Below are 22,070 nucleotides of genomic sequence, written 5' to 3' on the forward strand. Positions count from 1 at the left end.
ATCACTACCGCACCCGGTCTTCACAGAATCCACACAACCTCCTTCTAGGCTCACTCAACGTGATCAACATCGGGGGAGAGTTGACGCTGCCGCCGCTCGCGGAGGCGGTTGTCGATCTTGACGCGATCGCGCACAACACCCGGGTCCTGGCCAGCCTCACCGGCGCCGATCTGCTGGCCGTGGTGAAGGCGGACGCGTTCGGTCACGGTTTTCTGGAGGTCGCCCGGACCACGCTGAACGCCGGGGCGCGGTGGCTCGGCGTGACCTCCCAGGCGGAGGCGCTGACCCTGCGCGCGGCCGGGATCGGCGCGCCGGTGCTCAGTTGGCTGCACGCACCGGACGAGGACTTCGGACCGGCCATCGCCGCCGGGGTCGACCTCTCGGTCGCCTCCGTCGCGCACCTGCGGGGGGTCGCCGCCGCCGCCGGCCGGGTCGGCCGGCGGGCGGAGGTCCACCTCAAGGCCGACACCGGGCTGTCCCGCAACGGCGCGACCGACGCCGACTGGCCAGAACTGGTACGGCTGGCGCGGGCGAACGAACTCCTCGGCCGGATCCGGGTCCGGGGTGTCTGGTCCCATCTGGCCGGCGGCGAGACCTCCGGTGACCCCCGGGACGACGTCCAGCTGCGCCGCTTCGAGCGGGCGCTGGAACTGGCCCGGGACGGCGGACTGACCCCGGAGATACGGCACCTGGCGAACTCGGCCGGCCTGGTCGGGCTGCCCGAGAGCCACTTCGACCTGGTCCGGGTCGGCATCGCCCTGTACGGCCCGGAGCCGCGCGCGGACCGGCAGGTGGGGCTCCGGCCGGCGATGACCCTGCGCTCCCGGGTCATCCTGACCAAGCGGGTCCCGGCCGGCACCGGAATCTCGTACGGGCACGACTACGTCGCACCGGCCGCGACCACCCTGGCTCTGGTGCCGGTCGGTTACGCCGACGGGATCCCGCGTATCGTCGCCGGCCGGGGCGAGGTCTGGATCGGCGGCCGACGCTGCCCGATCGCCGGCCGGGTGACCATGGACCAGGTCGTCGTCGACGTCGGTGACCTGCCGGTCCGGACCGGCGACGAGGTCCTGCTCTTCGGCGACGGAGGTCGGGGAGAGCCGGTCGTCTCCGACTGGGCGGGGTGGGCCGGGACCAACCCGCACGAGATTTTCACCGGCATCGGTGCCCGGGTGGCCCGTCGCTACCTGCCGGTGCGGTCGGAACAGCAGAACACTGGACGGGAGCGGGTGCATGTCTGATTCGACGCTGAGGGTCGCGGTCGTGACCGGCGGGCGCAGCGGGGAACACGAGGTCTCCCGCAAGTCGGCGGCGAGCGTACTGGCGAACCTGGACCCGGCCCGGTACCGGCCGGAGCAAGTGTTGATCACCAGGTCGGGGGAGTGGGTCTTCGGCACCGACGCCCCGGTCAACGTCTTCGCGGCGGTGGACCGACTGCGGTCGGCGGACGTGGTCTTCCCGACCCTGCACGGCCCGTACGGCGAGGACGGCACCCTCCAGTCGGTGCTGGAGATGACCGGGGTGCCGTACGTCGGCAACGGCGTTCTGGCCAGTGCGGCCGGGATGGACAAGGACCTCACCAAGAGGCTGGTCGCCGCGGAGGGCGTACCGGTGGCCGACGGGGTGGTGTCCCGACCGACCGACCCGGACGACCTGCCGTCCGAGGCGGAGTTGCGCCGGCTCGGCCTGCCGGTCTTCGTGAAGCCGGCCCGGGCCGGTTCCAGCCTCGGCGTGTCCCGGGTGACCCGCTGGACGGACCTGCCGGCGGCGCTGCGGCAGGCCCGGCGCAGCGACCCGAAGGTGCTGATCGAGGAGGGGGTACCGGGGCGGGAGATCGACGTCGCGGTGCTGGAGTACCCGGACGGCCGGGTCGTCGCCGGGCCGGCGCTGGAGATCCGGGTCACCGACCAACGTTCGTTCTTCGACTTCGACGCCAAGTACGGCGACCCCGGCACCGTCTTCGAGATCCCGGCCCGACTCTACGACCAGATCGCCGACCGGCTGGCCGACCTGGCGGTCCGGGCGTTCCGGGCGCTCGGCTGTTCCGGGCTGGCCCGGATCGACTTCTTCCTCCGGGACGGGGTGGAGCCGGTGTTCAACGAGATCAACACCTTCCCGGGCTTCACCCCGGTCTCCCAGTACCCCCGGATCTGGCAGGTGGCCGGGCTCAGCTATCCGGCGCTGCTGGACATCCTGATCGAGACCGCGCTGGTCCGGCACCAGCGACTGAGCCTCGTCGGCTGAGCACCCACGCGAGGGGCTCGTCGACTGAGCACCCTCCAGCGGGGGCTGGACAGCAACGATGCCGGGAGGTCGGTTCCCCGACCTCCCGGCATCGTTTGTCGTCCGCGCCGGGTGGGTCCTACCGAACCCGGCCGTAGCCGTACGGCGACATCATGTCGACGCTGGCCAGTTTGACGCTCTCACCCGCCGTCGGCGCGTGGATCACCTTGCCGCTCCCGACAAAGATCGCCACGTGGCCGAGCCCGCTGTAGAAGACGAGGTCACCGGGTTTCAGGTCGCCGCGACCGATGTGTGCGACCGCGTCCCACTGCTGTGCGGCGTTGTGCGGCAGCGACTTGCCGGCGGCACGCCAGGCCGCCGAGGTCAGCCCGGAGCAGTCGTAGCCGTTCGGACCGTCCGCCGCGTAGACGTACGGGGTGCCGATCGCGTTGTACGCGAAGGTGACCGCCTTGCCCGCGTCGCCGTCGATCTTGGGGATCTTGCCGGTGTACTTGCCGCTGTACGACGTCGGCGAGCCGTACGCCTCCCGGCGCATGTCGTACAGCTTGTCGAGATCCTTCTCGATCTTCTTCTTCTGGCTGGCCAGCTGCTTCGCCTGGGCGTTCTGCCGGGCCAGCGTCGCGTTGAGCTCGGCCTTCTGGTCCAGTAGATGGCGCTGGGTGGCGTTGAATGTGGAGAGCTGCCGGTCACGGTCCCGGGCGAGCTGTTCCAGTGCGCCCAGCCGGTCGACCAGGTCGGCGGCGGCGCTCCGCCCGAGCAGGGCGTTCGCATCGCTCAGCCCGCCCGACTTGTACGCCCGGGAGGCGATCTGGGCCACCTCGGCGCGCCCCTGCACCACCTGCTGTTCGAGTGGGCCGATCCGGGCGTTCAGCTCGGCCACCCCGGCCTTGCTCTTCTTGATGTCCCCGTTCAGCTTGTTGTACGACTCGACGACCTTCTCAAGTTCGTCCGAGGCCTTGTTGATCTGCTGCGTGAGCTCGGCGGCCGTGGGCTCGGCCCGGGCCACCGACACGGGGGCGACCAGGGCGGCCGAGACAGTTGCCACGACGAGCGCCCGCAGCAGGTTCCGCACCGATGAAGACAACGTGTGCAGAGCCCTTCCTGCGTTACCGCCGCGGGTGCTGGCTGGACTCGCGGCGACACCGGACCGGCGCCACCCGGTGGGATGACTGACTTCCGGGCCGACCGGTTCAACCTAGCCCGGGTCGAGGATTACCGACAGTGGTGAGCGGGCGATCTGTGGCAGTGGCGAGGGATAAGGCGAATGTCGTGATCGCTGTCCGTATGCGACTCAGGCCGAAACGTGAATCGCGGCGGTGCTGCGGGAGTGGCCGCGCCTGATCTGAGCTTTCGCCCCTTTGGTCGGTGTTTGCGGATGGCATTGTCGGTCGACAGTGGTCAAACCCGGGCAAGACATATCAGGGAAGAAGCATTCCGGCCGTCGGCGGCAGAAGAACCGGCAGGGTGCCGGTTGCCCGGCGGCCCTGCACTGGCGCACCCTCCGCACAATGGGAGCAGCCTCGGGGGAGCTGTCGGTAGCGGACAGAACATAGGTGTTGATGTCGCCACCGGTACCTGGCCAGTGCCGGAACCCGCTCCGGACCAGTCGCACCAGCAAGCCTCAGGAGCAGTTGGAGGCAAGAATGGAGCCGACCCGCCCCACCAGCCGCCCACCGGACGCCCAGTTCGACGTCCCCGCGATCGCCGTACCGCGTACCTCCCTCGACCTCTACCACCAGCCCGGTGTCCGGGTCACCAGCGAGTCGTTCCTGGTCGGCGGACGACGGTTCCCGATCGCCGAGCTCACCCACCTGCAGACCGCCCGCGGCCCGCACGACCGGTTGACGCTGCGTGCCGTACTGACCACCGTCGCGGTGCTGGTCGGCATCGGCGTCGCGCTCGGCTACACCGGTGACCTCTACCAGCTGCCCCCGGCCGCGTACGCCGGGCTCGGCCTCGCGGCGTTCCTGCCGGTCGGGCTCGCGGCGGCGGGCCACCGGTGGCGACCTCCCGCCTACGAGTTGTGGGGGCGGTACCGAGGTTCGGTGGTCCTGCTCTTCAGCTCCGACCAGGAACGGGAGTTCGGACAGGTGACCCGGGCACTGATCCGGGCCCGGGAGACGGCCCGGCTCGGCGGGCTGGCCTACCCGCCGGCCTCGGAGTCGCCGTACGAGCCGATGGGCTGAGGACCGGCTGGCCCGGCCCGGTCACCGGGACGGTTCGGCGGCTCCCGAGCGCTGCCGGTTGGCGTACGTGGCACGTCGTCGGGCCGCCCGCCAGCTGAGCACGGCGGCGGTGCCGAGCACCAGTGGAGCCGCCTGGATGAGTTCACCGGCCGCCCGGACGGTGTCGTCCACGTCGAGGTAACCCTCCCGCTCGACGGCCGGCATCCAGGCCGCCCCACCGAGGGGGAACAGGTCGGGCACGATCGCGGTCACCGCCGCCACGGCGAGGCTCAGCAGCAGCAGCGGAAGCCGCCAGGCCGTCGACCGGCGCAGCGCCGCGAACCACACCAGGCCGGTCAGCACCACGGCGCCGACCACGACGAGGGTGGCGAGGCCGCCGAAGGCGGGCCAGCCGACGCTGCGCGTCTCGACGGAGTCCGGGGTGATGCCGCGCGCCGTCGACCAGGGCATCGTGACCCCGAGCGCCACGAAGGCGGTGCCGACGACCGCCGTCGTGAACCGGCCGGCGCCGGGCCAGGCGGCGGCCACCGCGACCGCGCCGAGGACGAGGAGGCCGAGCAGGGCGAAGTTCAGCCCGTCGGTCGCGCCGTGGTACGCCACCTCGCCACCGGTCGCGCTGGCGTTGCGGACGAGAGCGGCGAGCTGGGCGAGCTGTTCGTCGCCGTTCGGGTTCACCCTGGCGTTCGCGACGGCGATGACGGCGATCGCGGGCAGCGTCAACGCGGCCGCCGCGACGCCCGTCCACCGGCGCCACGCGGACCCGGCGAGCAGCACCGCGATGATGGTCAGCACGACCAGCGGTACGGTCACCAGCAGGTAGGCGTAGCCCCAGACACCCACCTCGTGGAAGAAATGTGCTGTCGTCCCGCTCTGGATCGGGCCGGACCGTCCGACGGCGACGAGCAGCTCCACCTCCAGCCATGGTGCCGCGAACGATCCGGCCAGCAGACCGAGGCCGAACAGCAGGGCGAGCAGCAGGCTCCAGCGCTGCCGGAACCAGCCCGGGCGGGCCGGATCCTGCGGCGTCCCCGCTGGCGGGGAGGGGGCCGGCTCGGGCCAGGAGGCGGTGGCTGCCGGCGTCCCGCCCCAGTTCGACGTCGGCGGTCGCGCGGGACCGGGAGCCGGGCTGTGGTGCGGAGAACCGACCGGTGGAGGCTGCCAACTCACGAGCTTCTCCAGTTCGACGCGACCGCGCGGTCGCGCCCAGGGGTGACGATCACGACGGGGAGGGCGTCATGATCGCACAGGCGAGCCGTCCCGGTGGTCCCTCCGGGTACGGTCAGCGCGCCACCGGCTCCGGCTCCGGCTCCGGGCGACGCACCTGCTCGCGTACCTGGCGGGCCACCTTGCGCTCGGCGTAGATGGATACGAACGGCACCGTGCCGGCCAGCATCACCAGCACCATCCGGCCCAGCGACCAGCGGGCCCGGCGGCCCAGGTCGAACGCGGTCACCAGCAGGACCATGTAGAGGAAGCCGTGGGCGGGGCCGACGGTCTCGACGACCACCGGATCGTTCCCCAGGTACTTCAGCGGCATGCCGATCACGACAAGCACGATCAGCACCACGCCGACGACGTTGGCGACCACGCGGTAGCGGGTCAGGGCTGCGCCCACGATGTGTCCTTCCTGCTGCCGGCCGGGCCGGGATAGCCGGGGTAGTCGGCGGGCCGCGCCCCGGGGTTGGCGTTCAGCCAGGCCAGATAGTGGTTGTATTCGGCCAGCGCCGGGTCGTCCCCGCCGTCGCCGGCCAGCCGGCGCCGGGTCGCGCGCACCGGTCGACGGATCCCGGTCGACGGCGTCGGATCGGCCGTCGCCGTGCGGGTCGCCACGACCTCCGGCCCGGCGGCGGTGCCGTCCGGTCCGCTCGCCGTGGTCCGGTCACCGTGCAGGGTGTACCGGACCTCACGTACCCAGAGAAAGATCAGGAACCCGGCGAAGATCGGCCACTCGACCGCGTAAGCCCAGCTCAGGGTGTTGCCCGCGATCGCCCGGCTGATCTGCCACCAGCCGAGTGCGAGAAAGCCGACCACCATCACGACGGTGAGCACGTGGCGCACGATCCACGCCGGTGTCCACAGCCGTCTCATGCCCTGAGCGTACCGGGCGGCGGGGTCCTTCTCCGACACGCCGTCGTAGTGTCGGCGGACCCGAACGGGTTTGGCGCCACCCGGTTTGGGCAACCGTCTAGTCGTCAACCCAAACGAGCTGATCGGGGGCGACGATGACCGAATCAGTAAGCCACGGCGGGTTACGCCACGACGAGTTCTCCCCGGCCGGCAGCGGGCTGCCGACCGAAGCGAGTCCGGAGCAACGGCTCGGCGAGTGGGACGGCGACCCCGTCCGGTACGGCGGCACGGCGAGCGACTTCGCCGCCGCCGAGGAGGAGCCGCTCGGCATCGACCCGGTCGAACTGAGCGACGAGGACCTGATCCGCGAGCTGCAGAGCCTGCACCGGACCCGGCTCGACACGCTCCGACACGCCGCCGACACCGCGCTCGGCCACCACCTGCGGCGTACCGCGGAACTGGAGACCGAGTACCTGACCCGGCACCCGGGCCGGGAGGTCGACCCGAACCGACTGCGGGACGGCTCCTGGTGACGGTGCACGCCGAACGCGGGATGTCGGCGCCGCCGGAGGTCGTCTTCAACACCGCGACCGACCCCGACCGGGTCTCGGCCTGGCTGCCGGAGCCGTTGCGCGGCGACAGCAGCCAGGGGCCGGAGACGGAGCCGACGGACCTCCGGGCCCGGTGGCGGACGGCCGGCTCTCCGGCCTGGTCCGCCCAGCTGGAGGTCGCCTCGGTCGACGCCGGCGGAGCCAACGTCCGGCTGGCGCTCGACGCCGACCCCCCGGAGCAGCGGCTGCGCGAGATCGCCGACGAGTCACTGGCGAGCCTGGCCCGCGAGGTGGCGGACAACCTGACCGCGGGTTGAGGTCGCCCGGTCGCCGGGCCGAGCACACCGCCCCGTGGGCTGGCGCACCTCAACCCGGGAACCCCTCGACCACCGACGGACCGGCAGGACCAGACAACAGGGCACGCGCGGAGCGGAGAGGCATGAACGTACGGGACAGGGTGGCGCGGTTGCGCAAGGCGTACGCACCGCACGAGCACCGCCCACTGGGCGGTTATCTCGCGGCGATGGGTACGTACGCCGGAGTGGCGGCGGCGCTCGGCATCGCGGCGAAGACGACCGGACGCCGCGTACCGGAACGGCCGACCACGGCCGACGTCGTACTGCTGTCGATCGCCACCCACAAGCTCAGCCGGCTGCTCTCCAAGGACGCGGTGACCAGCCCGCTGCGCGCCCCCTTCACCCGGTACGACCGGCCGATCGGCAGCGGTGAGGTGATGGAGCAGGTACGCGACCAGGGCAGCTCCACCCGGCACGCCGTCGGTGAACTGCTCAGTTGTCCGTTCTGCCTGGCGGTGTGGGTGGCCACCGGGCTGGCCGGCGGGCTCGTCCTGGCTCCCCGGCTGACCCGGCTGGTGGCGACCGCGTTCACCGCCGTCGCCGCCTCCGACTTCCTGCAGATGGGGTACGCCATCGTCCAGCAGGCGGCGGAGAAGCCCCGGGCGGAGCCGGAGGTCGGCTCCTGACGGCAGCCCGGACCCGTGCATGCGTGAGCGGCGCCCCGCCGGGGCGCCGCTCGGCGTGCTGCGGTCGGATCGGGGCGCTCAGCGTTGCATGCCGGCCCAGCCCCGTGGGGACTCCGGTTCACGGTCGTTGTCGTCGTTGGTGATGATCTCGGTCTGTACCGCCGTCTTGTCGTGCTCGGCCGCGAAGTCCGGTTCGCTCTCCGGCTCGCTGGCGTCGGGGGCCTGGCCGAGCGGAGCCCGCTGGTGCTGGTCCGACTCGTGGTGCTCGGTCATCGGAACTCCTGTCACAGGTGTCGGTCGGGGGCGCGTACGGGTCGTACTCAACGGGTGGTGGTGCCGCCGAGCAGGTCGGCCACCTCGTCGACGGAGTACTCGCCCTCCGGCAGCGCGATGATCCGGGTCAGCAGTTCGGCTGGTACCTCCGCGGCGACCGCCCGGCGCTGGATCTCGGACTGGGTGATCCGTTCCTGGCCGGAATAGAGATCGTCGAGCAGGGCGTCGAGTTCGGCACTGGTTGTCTCGTCGGTCACGGGGATCAGCTACCCGACGGAGAATCGGCCAAACAACACGTCGGCTCCGGCCAACGCCGACCCACCGGTTTCCGCGAGATCGACCCGCCGGTTTCGGTCGGATCGGCGCTCCGGAGGGGTGGACGTGGGGCCCTGGACCCGTTCGCGTTCCGTCCTCAGTGGAATGCGAGCATGGCGGGCATGGAAATCTACAACGACTCCCGTACGGTGTCCCGGGCCGACCTGGCCGCCTGGCTGCGTCAGTTCGCCGACCAGCTCGAGTCCGGCGGGCAGATCTTCTACGGTGCCGCGGGCCGGATCGCGGTGGCCGACCAGGTCGAGTGCGAGCTGGAGATCGAGCGCGAGAGCGACACCGAGATCTCGGTCGAGATCGAGTTCACCTGGACCAGCGTCGAGCCGGCCGCCACGGCGGACGAGGACGACGAGGACGAAGAGTCGGACAGCGAGGACGCCTCGGACAGCGAGGACGGGTCCGACAGCGAGGACGGGTCGGCCGAGGACGGGGCGAGCGGCGACGAGGGGGCCGGCACGCCGGAGGCGGGCGGCGAGAAACCGGCGCCGGCGGACGGCGAGAAGCCGGACGCCGACGGGTCCGCCACGGCGCCGGTCAAGGCCCCGGAGGCCGCCGACAAGCCGGCCTGACCAGGGCGGGTGAACCTGGTCGGGGTGAGGTGCGGACCGGTCCGGCGACGGTGACCCGCGCCACGGTGGAGGCCGGAACACCGGGCCCGGGTCCGCGGTTGTACGAACTGTCGGTGTGACCAGTGTCCCCGGGCCTCACCCTATTGCCCTCGCGGAATACCGTTCGGCTGGAGCCGCGTCGTGCCACTCGCCGAGAGGCGACCTGCACACCGACACCCGCGCCGCCCATGGCATGCCATGGGCGGCGCAACGCATTCGCGGCCGGCGTACCCGGGCGGACCGGGCCGGGGTCGGAGCGTCAGGACCGGCGCGACAACCGCACGCCGGCACCCGTCACCGTCGCTGCCGGCTCACCGCCGGCCGCCCGGCGGTACGTCCGCCGGGGGCCCGCCGTCGCCGTTGCGCGGTCCACCGTCGCCGTTGCCGCCGGGGGAGTGATCGTTCCGCCCGCCCGACTGGCCCTGGCCGTTGCTGATCCGCAGCATCACCAGGCCGCCAGAGACGGTCCTGCCGTCCGGATCGGTACGGGCGACCGTACCCGCCGGGCAGGACGAGTCGACCCGGTTGTCGTCGACCTCGACCCGGAAGCCGGCGTTGCGCAACGTGTTGGTGGCCTCGTCGACCGAGCGGCAGGCGACCGAGGGTACCGACCGCTGCTCCCCGTTCACCAGCGCACCGTCCGGCTTCGGGAAGTCCTTCTTCGGCTTGCCCTTCATCGCGTCCGCCAGCGTCTCGTAGACGGCCGGGTTGACGATGTTGTGGTTCATGTTCTCGGTGGTCTCCGGCCAGTCCGGGTTGGCCAGGATGCCGGCGACGCTCAGCGAGGTGGTGGTGGCCACCAGCGACGCGGTCCGGTCGCTGTCCGTGGTACCGGTCTTGCCGGCCACCGGGTGGCCGACCACCTGGTGCACCACCGTGGCGGTCGCGCCGGAGCACCGACCGTACGCCGACTGGTCGCCGACCGGGCAGCGGGCCGCGTCGATGGCCGCCCGGGCGATCCCGGAGTCCACCGCCTGGTCGCAGCGGGGCTTCGCCACGTCCAGGAGCTTGCCGGAGTGGTCCCGGACCTCCTGCACCGGAATCGGCTCACAGTGCTTGCCGTCCGCGGCCAGCGTGGCGTACGCGTTCGCGAGGTCGAGCGGGGTGGTCGCCGAGACGCCGAGGGTGAACGAGCCCCAGCCGTCGGCCGAACTCTCGTCCTTCGCCATGTCCGCGTCGTTCCCGGCGCGGAACTTGATGCCGAGCCGCTTGGCGGCGTCGACCACCTTGCCCGCCCCGACCCGCTCCTCCAACGGCACGAAGTACGTGTTCACCGACCGTCCGAACGCGCTCCACATGTCGTGCAGCCCGGCCATGCCGGCGTTGTCGTTGCTGGGGCACCACCGCTCGGTGCCGGGGCAGGCGGACTCGGTGCCGGCCGCCGTGGTGTACTTCGACGGGTACCGGTTCGGCGCGTTGATCTGGTAGCTGAGCGGGTAACCCGCCTCCAACGCGGCGACCATGGTGAAGACCTTGAAGGTCGAGCCGGCCTGGTAGCCGGTGATGTCGCCACCGCCGGTGAGCAGCGGGTTCGTCGTACGCGGATAGGTGGCCCGGATGTCGTCCCGGGCCTGGGCCGGGTTGCTGGAGATCGGGTTCTTCGGCTTCGCCGGGTCGTCCAGCCCGAACGTCCGGTTCGCGGCCAGCGCGCGTACCCGGCCGGTGCCCGGTTCGACCGCCGCGACCATCAGCGCGTCCTGCTCCCCGGTCGGCAGGTACTGCTCCACGTTCTTGTGCGCGGCCTTCTGCACCGCCGGGTCGAGCGTGGTGACGATCCGGTAGCCGCCTCCCTTGAGCTGCCGCTCCCGGTCGTACGAGGTGTTGCCGAACGCCTCCTGGCTCATCCACCACCGGGAGAGGTAGTCGCAGAAGAAACCCCAGTCGTTGTGTACCGCACTGGTGCAGCCGTTCGTCGGCGTCTTGCCCTTCACCTTCAGCGGTACGGCGAGCGCCGCCGTCTCCTCCGCCGGGGTGATCGCTCCGGTCTCCCGCATCTGGCCGAGCACCCAGTTCCGGCGGTCCACCGTCTGCTGGTAACCCTGCCCCTTGGTGTCCAGGGCGTCGTAGAAGCTCGGCGACTTGACCAGCCCGGCGATCATCGCGGCCTCCGGCACGGTCAGGTCCCGGGGCTCCTTGCCGAAGTAGAAGCGGCTCGCCGCGGCCACCCCGTAGGTGCCGTGACCGAACGGCGCCATGTTCAGGTAGCGCTCCAGGATCTGGTCCTTGCTGAGCTTCTTCTCCAGCGCCGCCGCCTGCCGCATCTCCCGCAGCTTCCGGCCGGTGGTGTCCTCGCTCGCCGCCACCACGTCGTTCGGATCGGTCGCGCCGTAGACCAGCGACATCCGGACCAGCTGCATGGTCAGCGTCGAGGCGCCCTGCTTCGACCCGCCGGTGCCGTTGGAGACCAGCGCCCGCAGGAAGCCCTTCAGGTCCACCCCGTTGTGGTGGTAGAAGGCGTGATCCTCGGCCGCCACCATCGCCTTGCGCATCGCCGGGGAGATCTGGTCCAACGGGACGTCCTGGCGGTTCTCGTCGAAGAAGGTCGCCAGCAGGGTCTTCCCGTCGGCGGCGTACGCCTGGGTCGCTTCGGGGACCTGCGGCACCGTCAACTCGGCCGGCAGGTCCTCGAACGACTCGGCACCGGCCTTCGCCGCCAGCCCCGACATCGCCACCGCCGGAAACGCCGCCCCGGCCACCACCAACCCGGCGAGCAGCGAGCAGAACAGCAGCACGGCGGGCCGGTTCAGACGACCTCGGAACAGACGGAGTCGGCGAAGACGGAGCATCATCAACCTCTGGGTGGGGGCGGACACGTCGCGGACGGGCGCTCGGCGCGCGAGCACAACCGTACGCGCGTCTTTCGCCCTATTGATCCAGACGCCGCCCCCGACCACACGGTTGCGCGGCGGAACGAAGCGGAAATGACTGCTACGTCACACTCCGGCCGGGGCCGTCGCCCGCCGGGCCCGGACGGCGGTCGCCAGATCCGCCAGCACCTGCTCGGTCTCCGGCCAGCCGAGGCAGGCATCGGTGATCGACTGCCCGTACACCAGCGGACAGGTCGGGTCGAGGTCCTGCCGGCCCGGTACCAGGAACGACTCCAACATCACCCCGACGATGCCCCGCTGCCCGTCCGCCATCTGCCGGCCCACCTCCGCGGCCACCACCGGCTGACGGCGGTGGTCCTTGCCGCTGTTGTCGTGGCTCGCGTCGATCACCAGGCGTTCCGGCAGCCCGGCCGCGCGCAGCAGTGCCAGCGAGTCGGCCACCGACTCGGCGTCGTAGTTCGGCTCGCCCCGGCCGCCGCGCAGCACCAGGTGGCAGTCGGCGTTGCCCCGGGTGTGCAGGATCGCCGGCGCCCCGGAGACGTCGATGCCCGGGAAGACGTGCGGCACCCCGGCCGCCCGGATCGCGTCGACCGCGGTACCCACGCTGCCGTCGGGGCGGTTCTTCATCCCGATCGGCATGGAGAGCCCGGAGGAGAGCTGCCGGTGGACCTGGCTCTCCACCGTACGGGCGCCGATCGCGCCCCAGGCCACGGTGTCGGCGATGTACTGCGGGGTGATCGGGTCGAGGAACTCGCAGCCGACCGGCAGCCCGAGCCGGAGCACGTCCAGCAGCAGCGCGCGGGCGGCCCGCAGACCGGCGTTGACGTCCCCGGAACCGTCCAGCCCGGGATCGTTGATCAGGCCCTTCCAGCCGACGGTCGAGCGCGGCTTCTCGAAGTAGACCCGCATCACCACCAGCAGGTCGTCGGCGTGCCGGGCGGCCGCGTCCCGCAGCAGGTGGGCGTACTCCAGCGCGGCGGCCGGGTCGTGCACCGAGCAGGGACCGACCACGACGAGAAGTCGATCATCCTCGCGGTCCAGCACCCGGCCGACGGATCGTCGTCCGTCCAGCACGGCGGCGGCCAGTTTCTCGTCCAGCGGCAGTTCGTGGTGCAGCAGCGCCGGTGTGGTCAGCGGCACGATCCGGTCGATCCGCTGGTCGCTGACCCGGCTCATTCCGGTGGTGGTCATCTCGACAGTCTCCTCCGCCGACCTCCCCGCCCCGGGGCCGGCGCCCGGGAGCCGAGCCGGCTGCTCACATGGAAAAAGCAGGGACGAATGTCCCTGCTTCAGCCGGCTCTGCTGGATCTTGGTGACGTCAGGTCATGGCTGAGTCACCGGCTCCGGAGCCGGCTGACTAAACCATCGATAGGACCGCATCACGCGGTGAACCATACCCGATGAATGGCGGCGGTGGCGGCGGAGTGCCACCGGACGGTGCCGGATCCGGAAGGGTGGGCGGGGCCCCCGAGCTGTTAGGAAGGGCCCCCTCCTATACAAAAAGCGATAAGAAGGGGCCCTTCCTTTCATCTCACAGGACGAGAACGGTGCCGGCGGAGAGGTTCAGTTCCCCGGTCCGCAGGCCGGTCCAGTCGGTGGAGAAGAGCAGCCGGTCGCCGTCGAGGACGGTGACCGCGAGGCTGTCCCGACCGGTGAGCAGGCCCCGATCGGTGCCGGTGACGTGCAGGGTCAGCCCGGTGGCGACGGTCACCGGACGCCGGGCGTCGGTGACGTCGACCAGGGTGGCGCCGGCCCGCAGGTCGATCCGGTCGGCACCGGCGACCCGCCGGGCGCCGAACGACTCGACGCCGGTGCTCCGCAGCTCGTACCTGCGGCCGCCGGAGCGGAACCTGACGTCAGCCAGGCCGGCGTCGACCCCGATCCGGGTCTGGGCCAGTAGCAGGGTGACGTCGACCCGGGACCCGGGATCGGCCGGGTACGCCCCCGCCGAGCGGGTCGGGGCCAGTTCGCCGGAGCCGATCACCACCCGGTTCTCCGGACGCAGCACCTCGACCGGGGCGGCGGCGGTGCCGGCGTACCGGCCGCCGACCGTGACCGTGACGTCCCGGGCTCCGCTCGGCAGGGTCGCGGTGCAGCTCGCCGAGCCGGCGGTACCGGTGCCGAGCAGCGTCACCGGGCCGGTGCAGAGCGGGCCGGCGGCAGTGCGGAAGGTCACCGTCGCGGTCCGCACGTCACCCGGGAACGGGTCGGCGCCGGCCGGCCCGGTCTCCCGTACGGTCGCCCGGAGCAGCACCGTCGTGCCGCCGCCGCGACCGGCGTACGCCAGGCTGTCCCCGGTGTAGGTCGCCTCGGCGGTCTCCGGGGTGACCCGGACGACGAACCCGGCGCGTCCGGTCTGGCCGTCGGCGTCGGTCACGGTCACCGCCACCGGGTACTCGCCCGGGGCGGCCGAGGTGTTCCCGACCACCACCCAGCTCCGGGTTCCCGGCGTGGTCTCCTCGTCGGCCGGGGCCTTGGCCCGCAGGCTCAACCCGGCCGGCAACCCGGTCGCGGTCGCCGCCAGGGCGGCACCGGTGCCGTCCGGATCGGTCGCACGCACGTACACCTCGGGTTGGATTGGGTCGCTGTACTGGACCGTCACCCCCTGCGTCGGCACGTCGACCGTCACCTCCGGGGTGGCCCGGAGCGCGAAGTCGACGTCGCTGAGGTCGAAGAAGACGTTGCCGACCGCCTCGACCCTGATCCGGGCCGACTTGGCGCCGACGTTCGGCAGGGTCACCGTCTCGGCGCCGTCGTTGGCGGTCCGTTCCGCCAGGACGTACGGGAAGGTGGCGCCACCGTCGACGGAGAGCGAGATCTTCACCTCGGTGGTGCCGACCGGGGCCACGTCGGTGCCGGCGACGTCCCAGGCCACCGGCAGCGGGGAGCCGCCGGGCACGGTGCCGGCCGCGCCCGGGGCGGTGACCAGGAACGGTCCGGCGTCCGGGGCCAGGGTCAACGCGGTGTCGGCGCTGCCGATGCCGCCGGCCCCCGGGTGACCGTCCCGGGCGGTGAGCCGGAAGTGCAGGGTCCGGTCGCCGGTGAAGCCGACCCAGTCGGCGGTGGGCAGGAACTCCGAGTAGCAGTCGACGATCTCCGGCGGCACGTTCGACGCCCCACCGCTGGGCGGGACCGGCGGCGCGGCCGGACAACTGCCGGTGGCCACGTTGGTGTTGTTGGCGACGATCTGGGCGAGGTCCGGGAAGACCCGGGTCGGGTTGGTGGTGACCGTGTTCAGCCCCGGCGAGTGGTACTTGAGGGCCGCGTCGGGGCCGACGACCGCCGCCGTGCCGAACTGCCGGAACAGCGGCCCGTTGGTCTTCGTGTTGTTCACCAGCGCGGTGCCGGCGGTGCTGCCGCTGCTCCCGCCCCGGTCGTTCTGCTCCCACAGGTAGGTGACGGTGTCGCCGTCCGCGTCGGTCGCGCTGCCGGTCAGCGCGAACGGCGTACGGACCGGGACGGTGTACGCCTGCGGGGCGGTGACCACCGGTGCGTGGTTGCCGGTCTGCTCGACCCGCCAGCCCTGGTTGTCGATCGCACCGCCCTTGACCGTCTCGCCGACCAGACCGACCGGGCCACTGAATCCGCTGTCGGCGGCGAGCACGAGCGCCTCGACGTTGGTGCCGGCGAGGGTGCCGCCGAAGGTGACCTGGAAGCCGCTGTCGTCCAACGTGGTCGCCCCGCCGAAGCCGGTGATCCCGACCGTGGCGCCGGCCGGCCAGCCCGGGATCTTCTCGATCGCGGACCTCAACTCGGCCAGGGTGTAGTTCCCGCCCCGGATGATCGGCGCCGAGGACTGGCCCCGGAAGCCGATCCGGAAGCTCTGCCCGTCGGTGTCGAAGCCGCGCAGTCCGACGTTCTGCACCTCGTTGACCGCCGGCCGTTCCGAACCGACGTACGTGGTGATCTCGGTGTAGCTCCGCTGTGACCAGTACGGGTCGCTGTGCGGCTGCAGGTTGTCCTGCTGGCAGATGCCGGCGTACGCCATGATCGACGATCCGCTGCCCGGCTCGTACGAGCTCGCCGCGCTGCGGTTGCCGCCGGAGCAGTTCCACTGGGTGCCGTTGAAGGTGTGGTTGCCGGCGAACTGGTGCCCGATCTCGTGCGCGACGTAGTCGACCGCGAAGTAGTCACCGACCGGGGTCGGCAGGCCGGTGCAGCCCCGGGCCTTGTTCGCCCCGCCGACCACGCCGAGCCCGGCGACGCCGCCGCCGTTGACCCCGAGTCCGATGTGCCCGACGTCGTAGTTGCCGGCGCCGACCAGTTGGCCGAGCACGATCCCGTTGCGACTCAGCGTGCTGCTGCCGCAGGAGGTGAGCTGGGCCGGGGTGTAGCAGGGCGCGGCGCCGCACGGCCCGTTCGGCCCGGTCGCCTCGGCCGGGGTGTTCAGGTTGGTCTTCTCGGTGGCGTCGACCAGCACCAGTCGGATCGCGGTCTCGTCCTCGTAGATCTGGTTGACCCGGTTGACCAGCGTCACCTTCGCTGCCGTGACGTTCTCCGGGCCGAAGAACGTGGCGTACGAGGGGTCCGTCACCAGAGCCAGCCGGTACGTGCGCAGCCGTACCTCGGCCCCGGTGGCGGCGGCCGGGATGTCGTCGGCGAGTTCCTCGGCGGTGTGCGCCACGTCCTCCCGCTCGACGAAGACGTCCTCCGGGTGGGCGGTGTCGTGCACGTAGTAGCTGGCGTACCGCTCCTGGTCGGTGCGGCTGTACGGGTCGACGTACCAGACGCCGTCGGAGGAGCGGACGGAGGCGTGGAAGCCGAGCGGGGTGAGGTCCGCCCGGACCGTCGCGGTCGGATCGTCCAGACCACGACCGGCGTACGTCCTGATCTCCGGGTGCCGGGCGGCGAGGCCGGCCTCCATCACCGGCGAGTCGACCAGTTCGAAGCGTTGGAACGTCCCCTCGGGGGTGGGCAGCGGGACCACCAGCGGTCGGGTCCGGGCGGCGGTGGTCCGCTCGGCGGGTGCGGACTCCAGGGTGGTCCCGAAGGCCGCCCGGTCCAGCGTGAAGCCGGCGTACCGGTCGACCCGGACGTCGGTCGGTCCGGGGACCCGGGCGGTGGCCGAGGTACCCAGCGCCGTCCACGGGTTCGTCGGCCGCGCCGGTGCGGCGGCGGCGGGCGTGGTGCCGGCCAGCACCGGCAGCAGGCCGGCCGCGAGGGTGATCGCGGTCAGGGTGGCCAGCCGTCGCCGCGCCCCGGTGAGGCGGGCGGCCGGGCGTCGCCCGACCACCGCCCGCCCGTGGCGGGAGGCGGGTAACGAGGGGGTCGTCAAGGTCGTCTCCTTGCAACTGCGCCGACCGTCGGCGGCCCGGGCGGCGGTCGCCACCCGGCCCGGCCGTCGATCGACTTCGGGGGTTGATCAGGACCCTAGGGGCCGGCGGGTCGGCGGGCCACCCTCCGCGCGGTCGGATCCGTCGCCACGGCTCCGACGGGCTCCGCGTCGACGGGTGCCGAGCGACCACTGTGGTCCCCCAACGGTCCGGGTGGCGGGATCCCGGCGCCCCGACGTCCGGGCGGCGGACGCGACAACCGACGGAGCCGGCCGGCCCGGTATCCGGGACGGGTCGGCCGCGCGCGGCATGGTTGCCCCCCGGTTCGGGGCTCCGATCGGATAGCGTCGTGGTCATGCCCGAGACCGGTTACCCCTGGCCGATCGAGACCGCCCGGCTGGACAACGGCCTGCGTGTGGTGGTCAGCGAGGACCGCAGCGTGCCCGTCGTGGCGGTCAACCTCTGGTACGACGTCGGGTCACGGCACGAGCCCGACGGCCAGACCGGCTTCGCCCACCTGTTCGAGCACCTGATGTTCGAGGGCTCGGTCAACGTGGCGAAGACCGAGCACATGCAGCTCGTCCAGGGCTCCGGCGGGTCACTGAACGCGACCACCAACCCGGACCGGACCAACTACTTCGAGACCCTGCCGTCGGAGCACCTGGCCCTCGCGCTGTGGCTGGAGGCCGACCGGATGGGCGGGCTGGTCCCGGCACTGACCCAGGAGACGCTGGACAACCAGCGCGAGGTGGTCAAGAACGAGCGGCGGCAGCGGTACGAGAACGTGCCGTACGGGGACGCGTGGCTGCGCCTCCTTCCGCTGCTCTATCCGGCCGGGCACCCGTACCACCACCCGACGATCGGCTCGATGGCCGACCTGAACGCCGCCGACCTGGCGACCTTCCAGGCCTTCCACACCACGTACTACGCCCCGAACAACGCCGTCCTGACGGTGGTCGGGGACGCCTCCACCAGCGAGGTCCTCGCACTGGTCGACCGGTACTTCGGTCGGCTGCTCCCACAGCCGGACATCCCGCCGGCCCCGGACGGCCGGGTGGTGCCGGCGACCGGCGTACCGGCCCGGGAGACCGTCACCGGCGACGTCCCGGCGCCCAGGGTCTACCTGGCGCACCGCACCCACCCGTTCGGCGAGCCCGGCTACGACGCGGTGACCGTGCTGGCCACGGTGCTCGGCGGCGGCCGGGGCAGCCGGCTCTACCAGCGGCTGGCCGACGGTGCCCGGCTGGCCCAGCCGGACAGTGTCTCCGCGTTCGGGGTCGACCTGGCACACGGGCCGGCCCCGTTGATCGTCTCCGCCACCGCCCGCGACGGTGTCACCGCCGAGCAGTTGGAGGCCGGCCTGGTCGAGGTGCTGGACGGGCTGGCCGACGGGGTGACCGAGGCCGAGCTCGACCGGGCCCGGGCCCTGCTGACCACCGCGTGGTGGCGGCAGCTCGCCACGGTCGACGGCCGCGCGGACATCCTCGGCCGGCACACCACCCAGCTCGGTGACCCGGCCCGGGCGGCGGACCGGCTCGCCGGCTGGCTGTCGGTCACCGCGGACCAGGTGACCGGGCTGGCCCGGGACCTGCTCGGCGAGGCCGACCGGGTGACCCTGACCTACCTGCCGGAGGAGAAGGCGTGAGCGAGCTGTTGACCACCGACCGGCCGGCCACCGGTACGCCCCGGCCGTACACCTTTCCGCCGGTGGTCCGGCGGACCGTCGGCGGCGGTGACGTGGTCGCGGCCCACCTGCCCGGCCACAACCTCGCGGTCGCGGTGCTGCTGCTGGACGCCGGCGCCGGCCGCGAGCCGGTCGGCCGGGAGGGCCTGGCCGCCGTGGTGGCGAAGGCGGTCGAGGAGGGTACGACCCGGCGCGACTCCGCCGGCTACGCGCTGGCTCTGGAGGGGCTCGGCACCGAACTGGTGATCTCCGCGGACTGGGACGCGTTCCAGGTCAGCGTGCAGGTGCCGGTGGACCGGCTGCCGGCCGCGGTGGAACTGCTGACCGAGGCGGTCCGCACCCCGCGGCTCGATCCGGCGGACATCACCCGGGTCCGGGACGACGAGGTGACCGCGCTGCGGATGTACTGGGCGAATCCCGGCCCCCGGGCCGACGCCGCGCTGCGCGCCGACCTGTTCGGTGCCGACCAGCGGCCCGGCCGGCCGATGGACGGCGATCCGGACTCGGTCGCCGCGGTGACCGTGGAGGACGTCACGGCGTTCCACGCCGAGTGGCTGACCCGGACGGGCACCCTGCTGGTCGCGGGTGACCTGGACCGGATCGACCTCGACCGGCTGGCCACGACCGTGTTCGCCGGTGCCTCCGGCGCACCCGGGTCGACCGGCGGTCCGCTCCAGGTCGGGGTCCCCGGGCAGCGGCGGATCATCCTGGTCGACCGGCCCGGCTCGGTGCAGTCCACGCTCCGGCTCGGGCACGTCGCGCCGCACCGGGCACACCCGGACTACGTACCGATGACGCTGGCGGCGACCGTGCTCGGCGGGGCGTTCACCTCCCGGCTCAACCACCTGATCCGCGAGGTGCGCGGCTACACGTACGGGATCCGGAGCGAGTTCGGGTACTCCCGGCGGTTCGGTCGGTTCGTGGTCAGTTCCGGGGTCCAGACCGCGGTGACCGCGCCGGCGCTGGTGGACGCGGTCGGCGAGATCAGCCGTACCCGGGACGGCGGGGTGACCGAGGCGGAGCTGACCGTCGCCCGCGCCTGGCGGGCCGGGCAGCTCTCGGTGGAGTTGCAGACCCCGTCCGCGATCGCGAACGCGCTGGCCACCCTGGTCGTGCACGGCCTGCCGGACGACTACCACGCGACGTTGCGGGAGTCGCTGCTCTCCGCCACCGAGCCGGAGGTGTCGGCGGCGGCCGCGACACACCTGCACCCCGAGGGGCTCACCCTGGTGGTGGAGGGGGACGCGGCGACGATCCGCGACGACCTGGTGGCCAGCGGGCTCGGTGAGGTCGTCGACGTCGCCGGTTGACCGGAACTGGTCGGCGGGCGGTGCCCGTCGTTGTCACGGTGGGCGGTGCGGGTCGGCGGTCACGGCGGGGCGGTGCGGGTCCGGACGGAGCTGGTCGGCGGGCGGTGCTGGTCGGCGAAGGCCGGCCGGGTGCGGCGTGTACGGCCGGCGACCGGGCCAGGGTCACCAGGTGTCGTAGAGCATCTGCAGCAGGGTCGCCTGGGCGAGGGAGACGGTGATCAGGCCGGTCAGCACCGGAGCCGTCCACCGCGCGCCGAGACCCCGGATCCAGCTCAGCAGCACCGGCGCGGCCGCGGCGGCGAGCAGTGGGAAGAGGAACGCCCAGGTCCGCTCGACCTCGCCGGGGCGCAGGTCGGTGAAGCTCGGCGGCAGCGCCGCCCAGACGAACATCAGCGGCACGCTGACGAGCGGGAGCACGGCCCGACGGGCGCCGGGTGCCCGTACGACGAGGCCCAACGCACCCAGCGCGGCCAGCGGTACCCCGGCGAAGATGAGGAACGCGGCCGGGCTGCCGACGATCCAGTACGGGTCGTACGGCGTGTGTGTCTGCGGCACGCTGCGGTAGGCGGCCCAGAGGTCGAAGTTGAGCAGCGCCCACGCGACGGCGAGGACGAGTACGCCGCCGGCCGCCGCCGCCCCGAGCAGTCGCACGACGCGGCGTACCCCGGAGACCTGCCACAGCACGGTGACCGTCGCGGCCAGCGTGACAAAAACGGTGGCGTAGGTCAGGTAGGTGGTGAGCCCGAGCATCGCCCCGGCCGCCAGTGCCCACCGCCAGGAGAGCCGGTGGACGGCGAGTACCAGCATCGCGGCGGCGGTGCTGAGGAAGGTCGCGAAGACGGCGTCCAGGATCGTGTACGCCAGGATCAGCGGCCCCGGCGCGGCGACGAACAGTACGGCCGCGATCCGCCCGGACCGCTCCCCGCCGAGGGACCGTCCCAGGGACCAGGCCGAGACGGCGGCGAGCGTGCCCAGCAGGGCGATCGCGGTGGACATCCAGAACGGGTTGCCGGGGCCGAGCAGCCGGTGGAGCACACTCAACATCACCAGTACGCCGGGCGGATGGGTCCGGCTGTTCCAGCTGTTGTAGACCTTCGTCAGCTCCGGGTGCCGTTCGGCGAAGCCCCGGATGCCGAACTCGTCGACGTAGTGGATGTCACTGGTGTAGTAGGGCGAGTCGGGGCCGGTCCCGACACCCCGGACCAGGTGGTCGTACTCGCCGCGGACCAGGGTGACCGCCGCCGCGACGACAACGCCGGCACCGACGATCAGGGTCAGCGCGAGCCAGCTCGGTACCCGTCGGACGTTGGTGGTGACGAACCAGCCCACCGCGGCCAGCAGCAGGCCGGCCGGCAGGACGAGCAGTGCCTCCGGTGCGGCGGTCGGATCCCATCTGCCGTAGAGCGGCGGGTGGCTGAAGGCGCCGAAGGTGATCGTGTGCGCCTGGCTGACCAGGAAGAATCCGATCAGCGCCAGCCCGACCACCAGCATCAGCAGGACCGGGCGCAACCGCCAGTCGACCGGGCCGGGCTCGGGGCCGTCGTCGATCAGTTCGGGCTTGGTGTCCACGGACGCCCACTCTGGGGCAGTTCGGGGCCCGGTTCGGCAACCGGCGGCTGACGCCCCGTGGGCGGCCGGGTGAAGGGGCGGGAAACGACCTGGCCGCCGGGGCTCGTCCGGGTGCGTGACCGTGGTGGTAATCGCCTTGCCGGACCATCCCGGGGACTGGGTAGC

Annotated in this window: 19 protein-coding genes; 9 read left to right on the top strand and 10 right to left on the bottom strand. The window is 72.4% G+C overall.

Features of this window, described 5'->3' with window-relative positions; genetic code table 11:
• Positions 1-59 precede the first annotated feature (59 nt).
• Both alr and V1633_RS02565 read left to right on the top strand, forming a co-directional pair.
• Positions 60-1,241 (top strand): alanine racemase, encoded by a 1,182-nt coding sequence (gene alr / locus V1633_RS02560; protein ID WP_331212484.1) that lies wholly within the window; start codon positions 60-62, stop codon positions 1,239-1,241.
• The gene (locus V1633_RS02565; RefSeq protein ID WP_331212485.1) at positions 1,234-2,244 is read left to right on the top strand and encodes a D-alanine--D-alanine ligase family protein; all 1,011 of its coding nucleotides are present in this window, start codon (positions 1,234-1,236) and stop codon (positions 2,242-2,244) included. The genes alr and V1633_RS02565 overlap by 8 nt, the downstream gene beginning before the upstream one ends.
• A 118-nt stretch (positions 2,245-2,362) precedes the next feature.
• Here the strand turns inward: V1633_RS02565 and V1633_RS02570 are convergent, their stop codons facing one another.
• Positions 2,363-3,316, bottom strand: coding sequence for a C40 family peptidase (locus tag V1633_RS02570; protein WP_331212486.1), 954 nt, complete (start codon positions 3,314-3,316; stop codon positions 2,363-2,365).
• A 571-nt stretch (positions 3,317-3,887) separates the two neighbouring features.
• Here V1633_RS02570 and V1633_RS02575 point away from each other — a divergent pair.
• Positions 3,888-4,430: a DUF6232 family protein gene (locus tag V1633_RS02575; protein ID WP_331212487.1), complete on the top strand. Its 543-nt coding sequence runs from the start codon at positions 3,888-3,890 to the stop codon at positions 4,428-4,430.
• Positions 4,431-4,451: 21 nt separating this feature from the next.
• On the opposite strand, the gene V1633_RS02580 is transcribed toward V1633_RS02575, so the two are convergent.
• The 3 genes from V1633_RS02580 to V1633_RS02590 all read right to left on the bottom strand — a co-directional run bounded on the left by V1633_RS02580 (position 4,452) and on the right by V1633_RS02590 (position 6,518).
• Complete coding sequence (locus V1633_RS02580) at positions 4,452-5,597, bottom strand: hypothetical protein (RefSeq protein WP_331212488.1); 1,146 nt, start codon at positions 5,595-5,597, stop codon at positions 4,452-4,454.
• Between the two features lie 112 nt (positions 5,598-5,709).
• Complete coding sequence (locus tag V1633_RS02585) at positions 5,710-6,045, bottom strand: DUF3817 domain-containing protein (protein WP_331212489.1); 336 nt, start codon at positions 6,043-6,045, stop codon at positions 5,710-5,712.
• Positions 6,030-6,518 carry a hypothetical protein gene (locus V1633_RS02590; protein WP_331212490.1) on the bottom strand — a complete coding sequence of 163 codons (489 nt, stop codon included), beginning with the start codon at positions 6,516-6,518 and terminating at the stop codon, positions 6,030-6,032. Before V1633_RS02590 ends, V1633_RS02585 begins: the two co-directional genes overlap by 16 nt.
• Before the next feature lie 134 nt (positions 6,519-6,652).
• Between V1633_RS02590 and V1633_RS02595 the strand changes: the two genes are divergently transcribed.
• The 3 genes from V1633_RS02595 (at position 6,653) to V1633_RS02605 (ending at position 8,030) form a co-directional block, all read left to right on the top strand.
• Entirely contained in the window at positions 6,653-7,030 is a 378-nt protein-coding gene (locus V1633_RS02595; RefSeq protein WP_331212491.1) for a DUF6158 family protein, read from the top strand.
• A gap of 20 nt (positions 7,031-7,050) precedes the next feature.
• Positions 7,051-7,365 (top strand): hypothetical protein, encoded by a 315-nt coding sequence (locus V1633_RS02600; protein WP_331212656.1) that lies wholly within the window; start codon positions 7,051-7,053, stop codon positions 7,363-7,365.
• A 122-nt stretch (positions 7,366-7,487) separates the two neighbouring features.
• Positions 7,488-8,030 carry a DUF1360 domain-containing protein gene (locus V1633_RS02605; RefSeq protein WP_331212492.1) on the top strand — a complete coding sequence of 181 codons (543 nt, stop codon included), beginning with the start codon at positions 7,488-7,490 and terminating at the stop codon, positions 8,028-8,030.
• 78 nt (positions 8,031-8,108) lie between these two features.
• On the opposite strand, the gene V1633_RS02610 is transcribed toward V1633_RS02605, so the two are convergent.
• Together V1633_RS02610 and V1633_RS02615 are read right to left on the bottom strand one after the other, a co-directional pair.
• On the bottom strand, positions 8,109-8,303 hold the full coding sequence (locus V1633_RS02610) for a hypothetical protein (RefSeq protein WP_331212493.1): 195 nt from the start codon (positions 8,301-8,303) through the stop codon (positions 8,109-8,111).
• A 47-nt stretch (positions 8,304-8,350) separates the two neighbouring features.
• Entirely contained in the window at positions 8,351-8,569 is a 219-nt protein-coding gene (locus tag V1633_RS02615) for a hypothetical protein (protein WP_331212657.1), read from the bottom strand.
• Between the two features lie 162 nt (positions 8,570-8,731).
• Between V1633_RS02615 and V1633_RS02620 the strand changes: the two genes are divergently transcribed.
• On the top strand, positions 8,732-9,202 hold the full coding sequence (locus V1633_RS02620; protein WP_331212494.1) for an amphi-Trp domain-containing protein: 471 nt from the start codon (positions 8,732-8,734) through the stop codon (positions 9,200-9,202).
• A 350-nt stretch (positions 9,203-9,552) separates the two neighbouring features.
• Here the strand turns inward: V1633_RS02620 and V1633_RS02625 are convergent, their stop codons facing one another.
• The 3 genes from V1633_RS02625 to V1633_RS02635 all read right to left on the bottom strand — a co-directional run bounded on the left by V1633_RS02625 (position 9,553) and on the right by V1633_RS02635 (position 17,344).
• Positions 9,553-12,030, bottom strand: a complete 2,478-nt coding sequence (locus V1633_RS02625) for a penicillin-binding protein (RefSeq protein WP_331212495.1) — start codon at positions 12,028-12,030, stop codon at positions 9,553-9,555.
• A gap of 144 nt (positions 12,031-12,174) precedes the next feature.
• On the bottom strand, positions 12,175-13,260 hold the full coding sequence (locus tag V1633_RS02630; protein ID WP_331212496.1) for a 3-deoxy-7-phosphoheptulonate synthase: 1,086 nt from the start codon (positions 13,258-13,260) through the stop codon (positions 12,175-12,177).
• 340 nt (positions 13,261-13,600) lie between these two features.
• Positions 13,601-17,344 carry a M12 family metallo-peptidase gene (locus V1633_RS02635; RefSeq protein ID WP_331212498.1) on the bottom strand — a complete coding sequence of 1,248 codons (3,744 nt, stop codon included), beginning with the start codon at positions 17,342-17,344 and terminating at the stop codon, positions 13,601-13,603.
• Positions 17,345-17,697: 353 nt separating this feature from the next.
• On the opposite strand from V1633_RS02635, the gene V1633_RS02640 reads away from it, so the two are divergent.
• Positions 17,698-18,987, top strand: a complete 1,290-nt coding sequence (locus V1633_RS02640) for a M16 family metallopeptidase (RefSeq protein ID WP_331212500.1) — start codon at positions 17,698-17,700, stop codon at positions 18,985-18,987.
• Positions 18,988-18,992: 5 nt separating this feature from the next.
• On the top strand, positions 18,993-20,336 hold the full coding sequence (locus V1633_RS02645; RefSeq protein ID WP_407951951.1) for a M16 family metallopeptidase: 1,344 nt from the start codon (positions 18,993-18,995) through the stop codon (positions 20,334-20,336).
• A 162-nt stretch (positions 20,337-20,498) separates the two neighbouring features.
• Here V1633_RS02645 and V1633_RS02650 read toward each other — a convergent pair whose 3' ends face one another.
• Positions 20,499-21,905 (bottom strand): ArnT family glycosyltransferase, encoded by a 1,407-nt coding sequence (locus V1633_RS02650; protein ID WP_331212502.1) that lies wholly within the window; start codon positions 21,903-21,905, stop codon positions 20,499-20,501.
• Between the last annotated feature and the right edge of the window lie 165 nt (positions 21,906-22,070).

The organism is Plantactinospora sonchi, assembly GCF_036422035.1.
In the GTDB taxonomy this organism is placed as follows: domain Bacteria; phylum Actinomycetota; class Actinomycetes; order Mycobacteriales; family Micromonosporaceae; genus Plantactinospora; species Plantactinospora sonchi.

Coding starts and splice junctions, on each gene's coding strand:
- V1633_RS02630 (WP_331212496.1), bottom strand. CDS start 13,260: ATGACCACCACCGGAATGAGCCGGGTCAGCGACCAGCGGATCGACCGG.
- V1633_RS02595 (WP_331212491.1), top strand. CDS start 6,653: ATGACCGAATCAGTAAGCCACGGCGGGTTACGCCACGACGAGTTCTCC.
- V1633_RS02590 (WP_331212490.1), bottom strand. CDS start 6,518: ATGAGACGGCTGTGGACACCGGCGTGGATCGTGCGCCACGTGCTCACC.
- V1633_RS02605 (WP_331212492.1), top strand. CDS start 7,488: ATGAACGTACGGGACAGGGTGGCGCGGTTGCGCAAGGCGTACGCACCG.
- V1633_RS02610 (WP_331212493.1), bottom strand. CDS start 8,303: ATGACCGAGCACCACGAGTCGGACCAGCACCAGCGGGCTCCGCTCGGC.
- V1633_RS02625 (WP_331212495.1), bottom strand. CDS start 12,030: ATGATGCTCCGTCTTCGCCGACTCCGTCTGTTCCGAGGTCGTCTGAAC.
- V1633_RS02620 (WP_331212494.1), top strand. CDS start 8,732: ATGGCGGGCATGGAAATCTACAACGACTCCCGTACGGTGTCCCGGGCC.
- V1633_RS02600 (WP_331212656.1), top strand. CDS start 7,051: ATGTCGGCGCCGCCGGAGGTCGTCTTCAACACCGCGACCGACCCCGAC.
- V1633_RS02575 (WP_331212487.1), top strand. CDS start 3,888: ATGGAGCCGACCCGCCCCACCAGCCGCCCACCGGACGCCCAGTTCGAC.
- V1633_RS02565 (WP_331212485.1), top strand. CDS start 1,234: ATGTCTGATTCGACGCTGAGGGTCGCGGTCGTGACCGGCGGGCGCAGC.
- V1633_RS02640 (WP_331212500.1), top strand. CDS start 17,698: ATGCCCGAGACCGGTTACCCCTGGCCGATCGAGACCGCCCGGCTGGAC.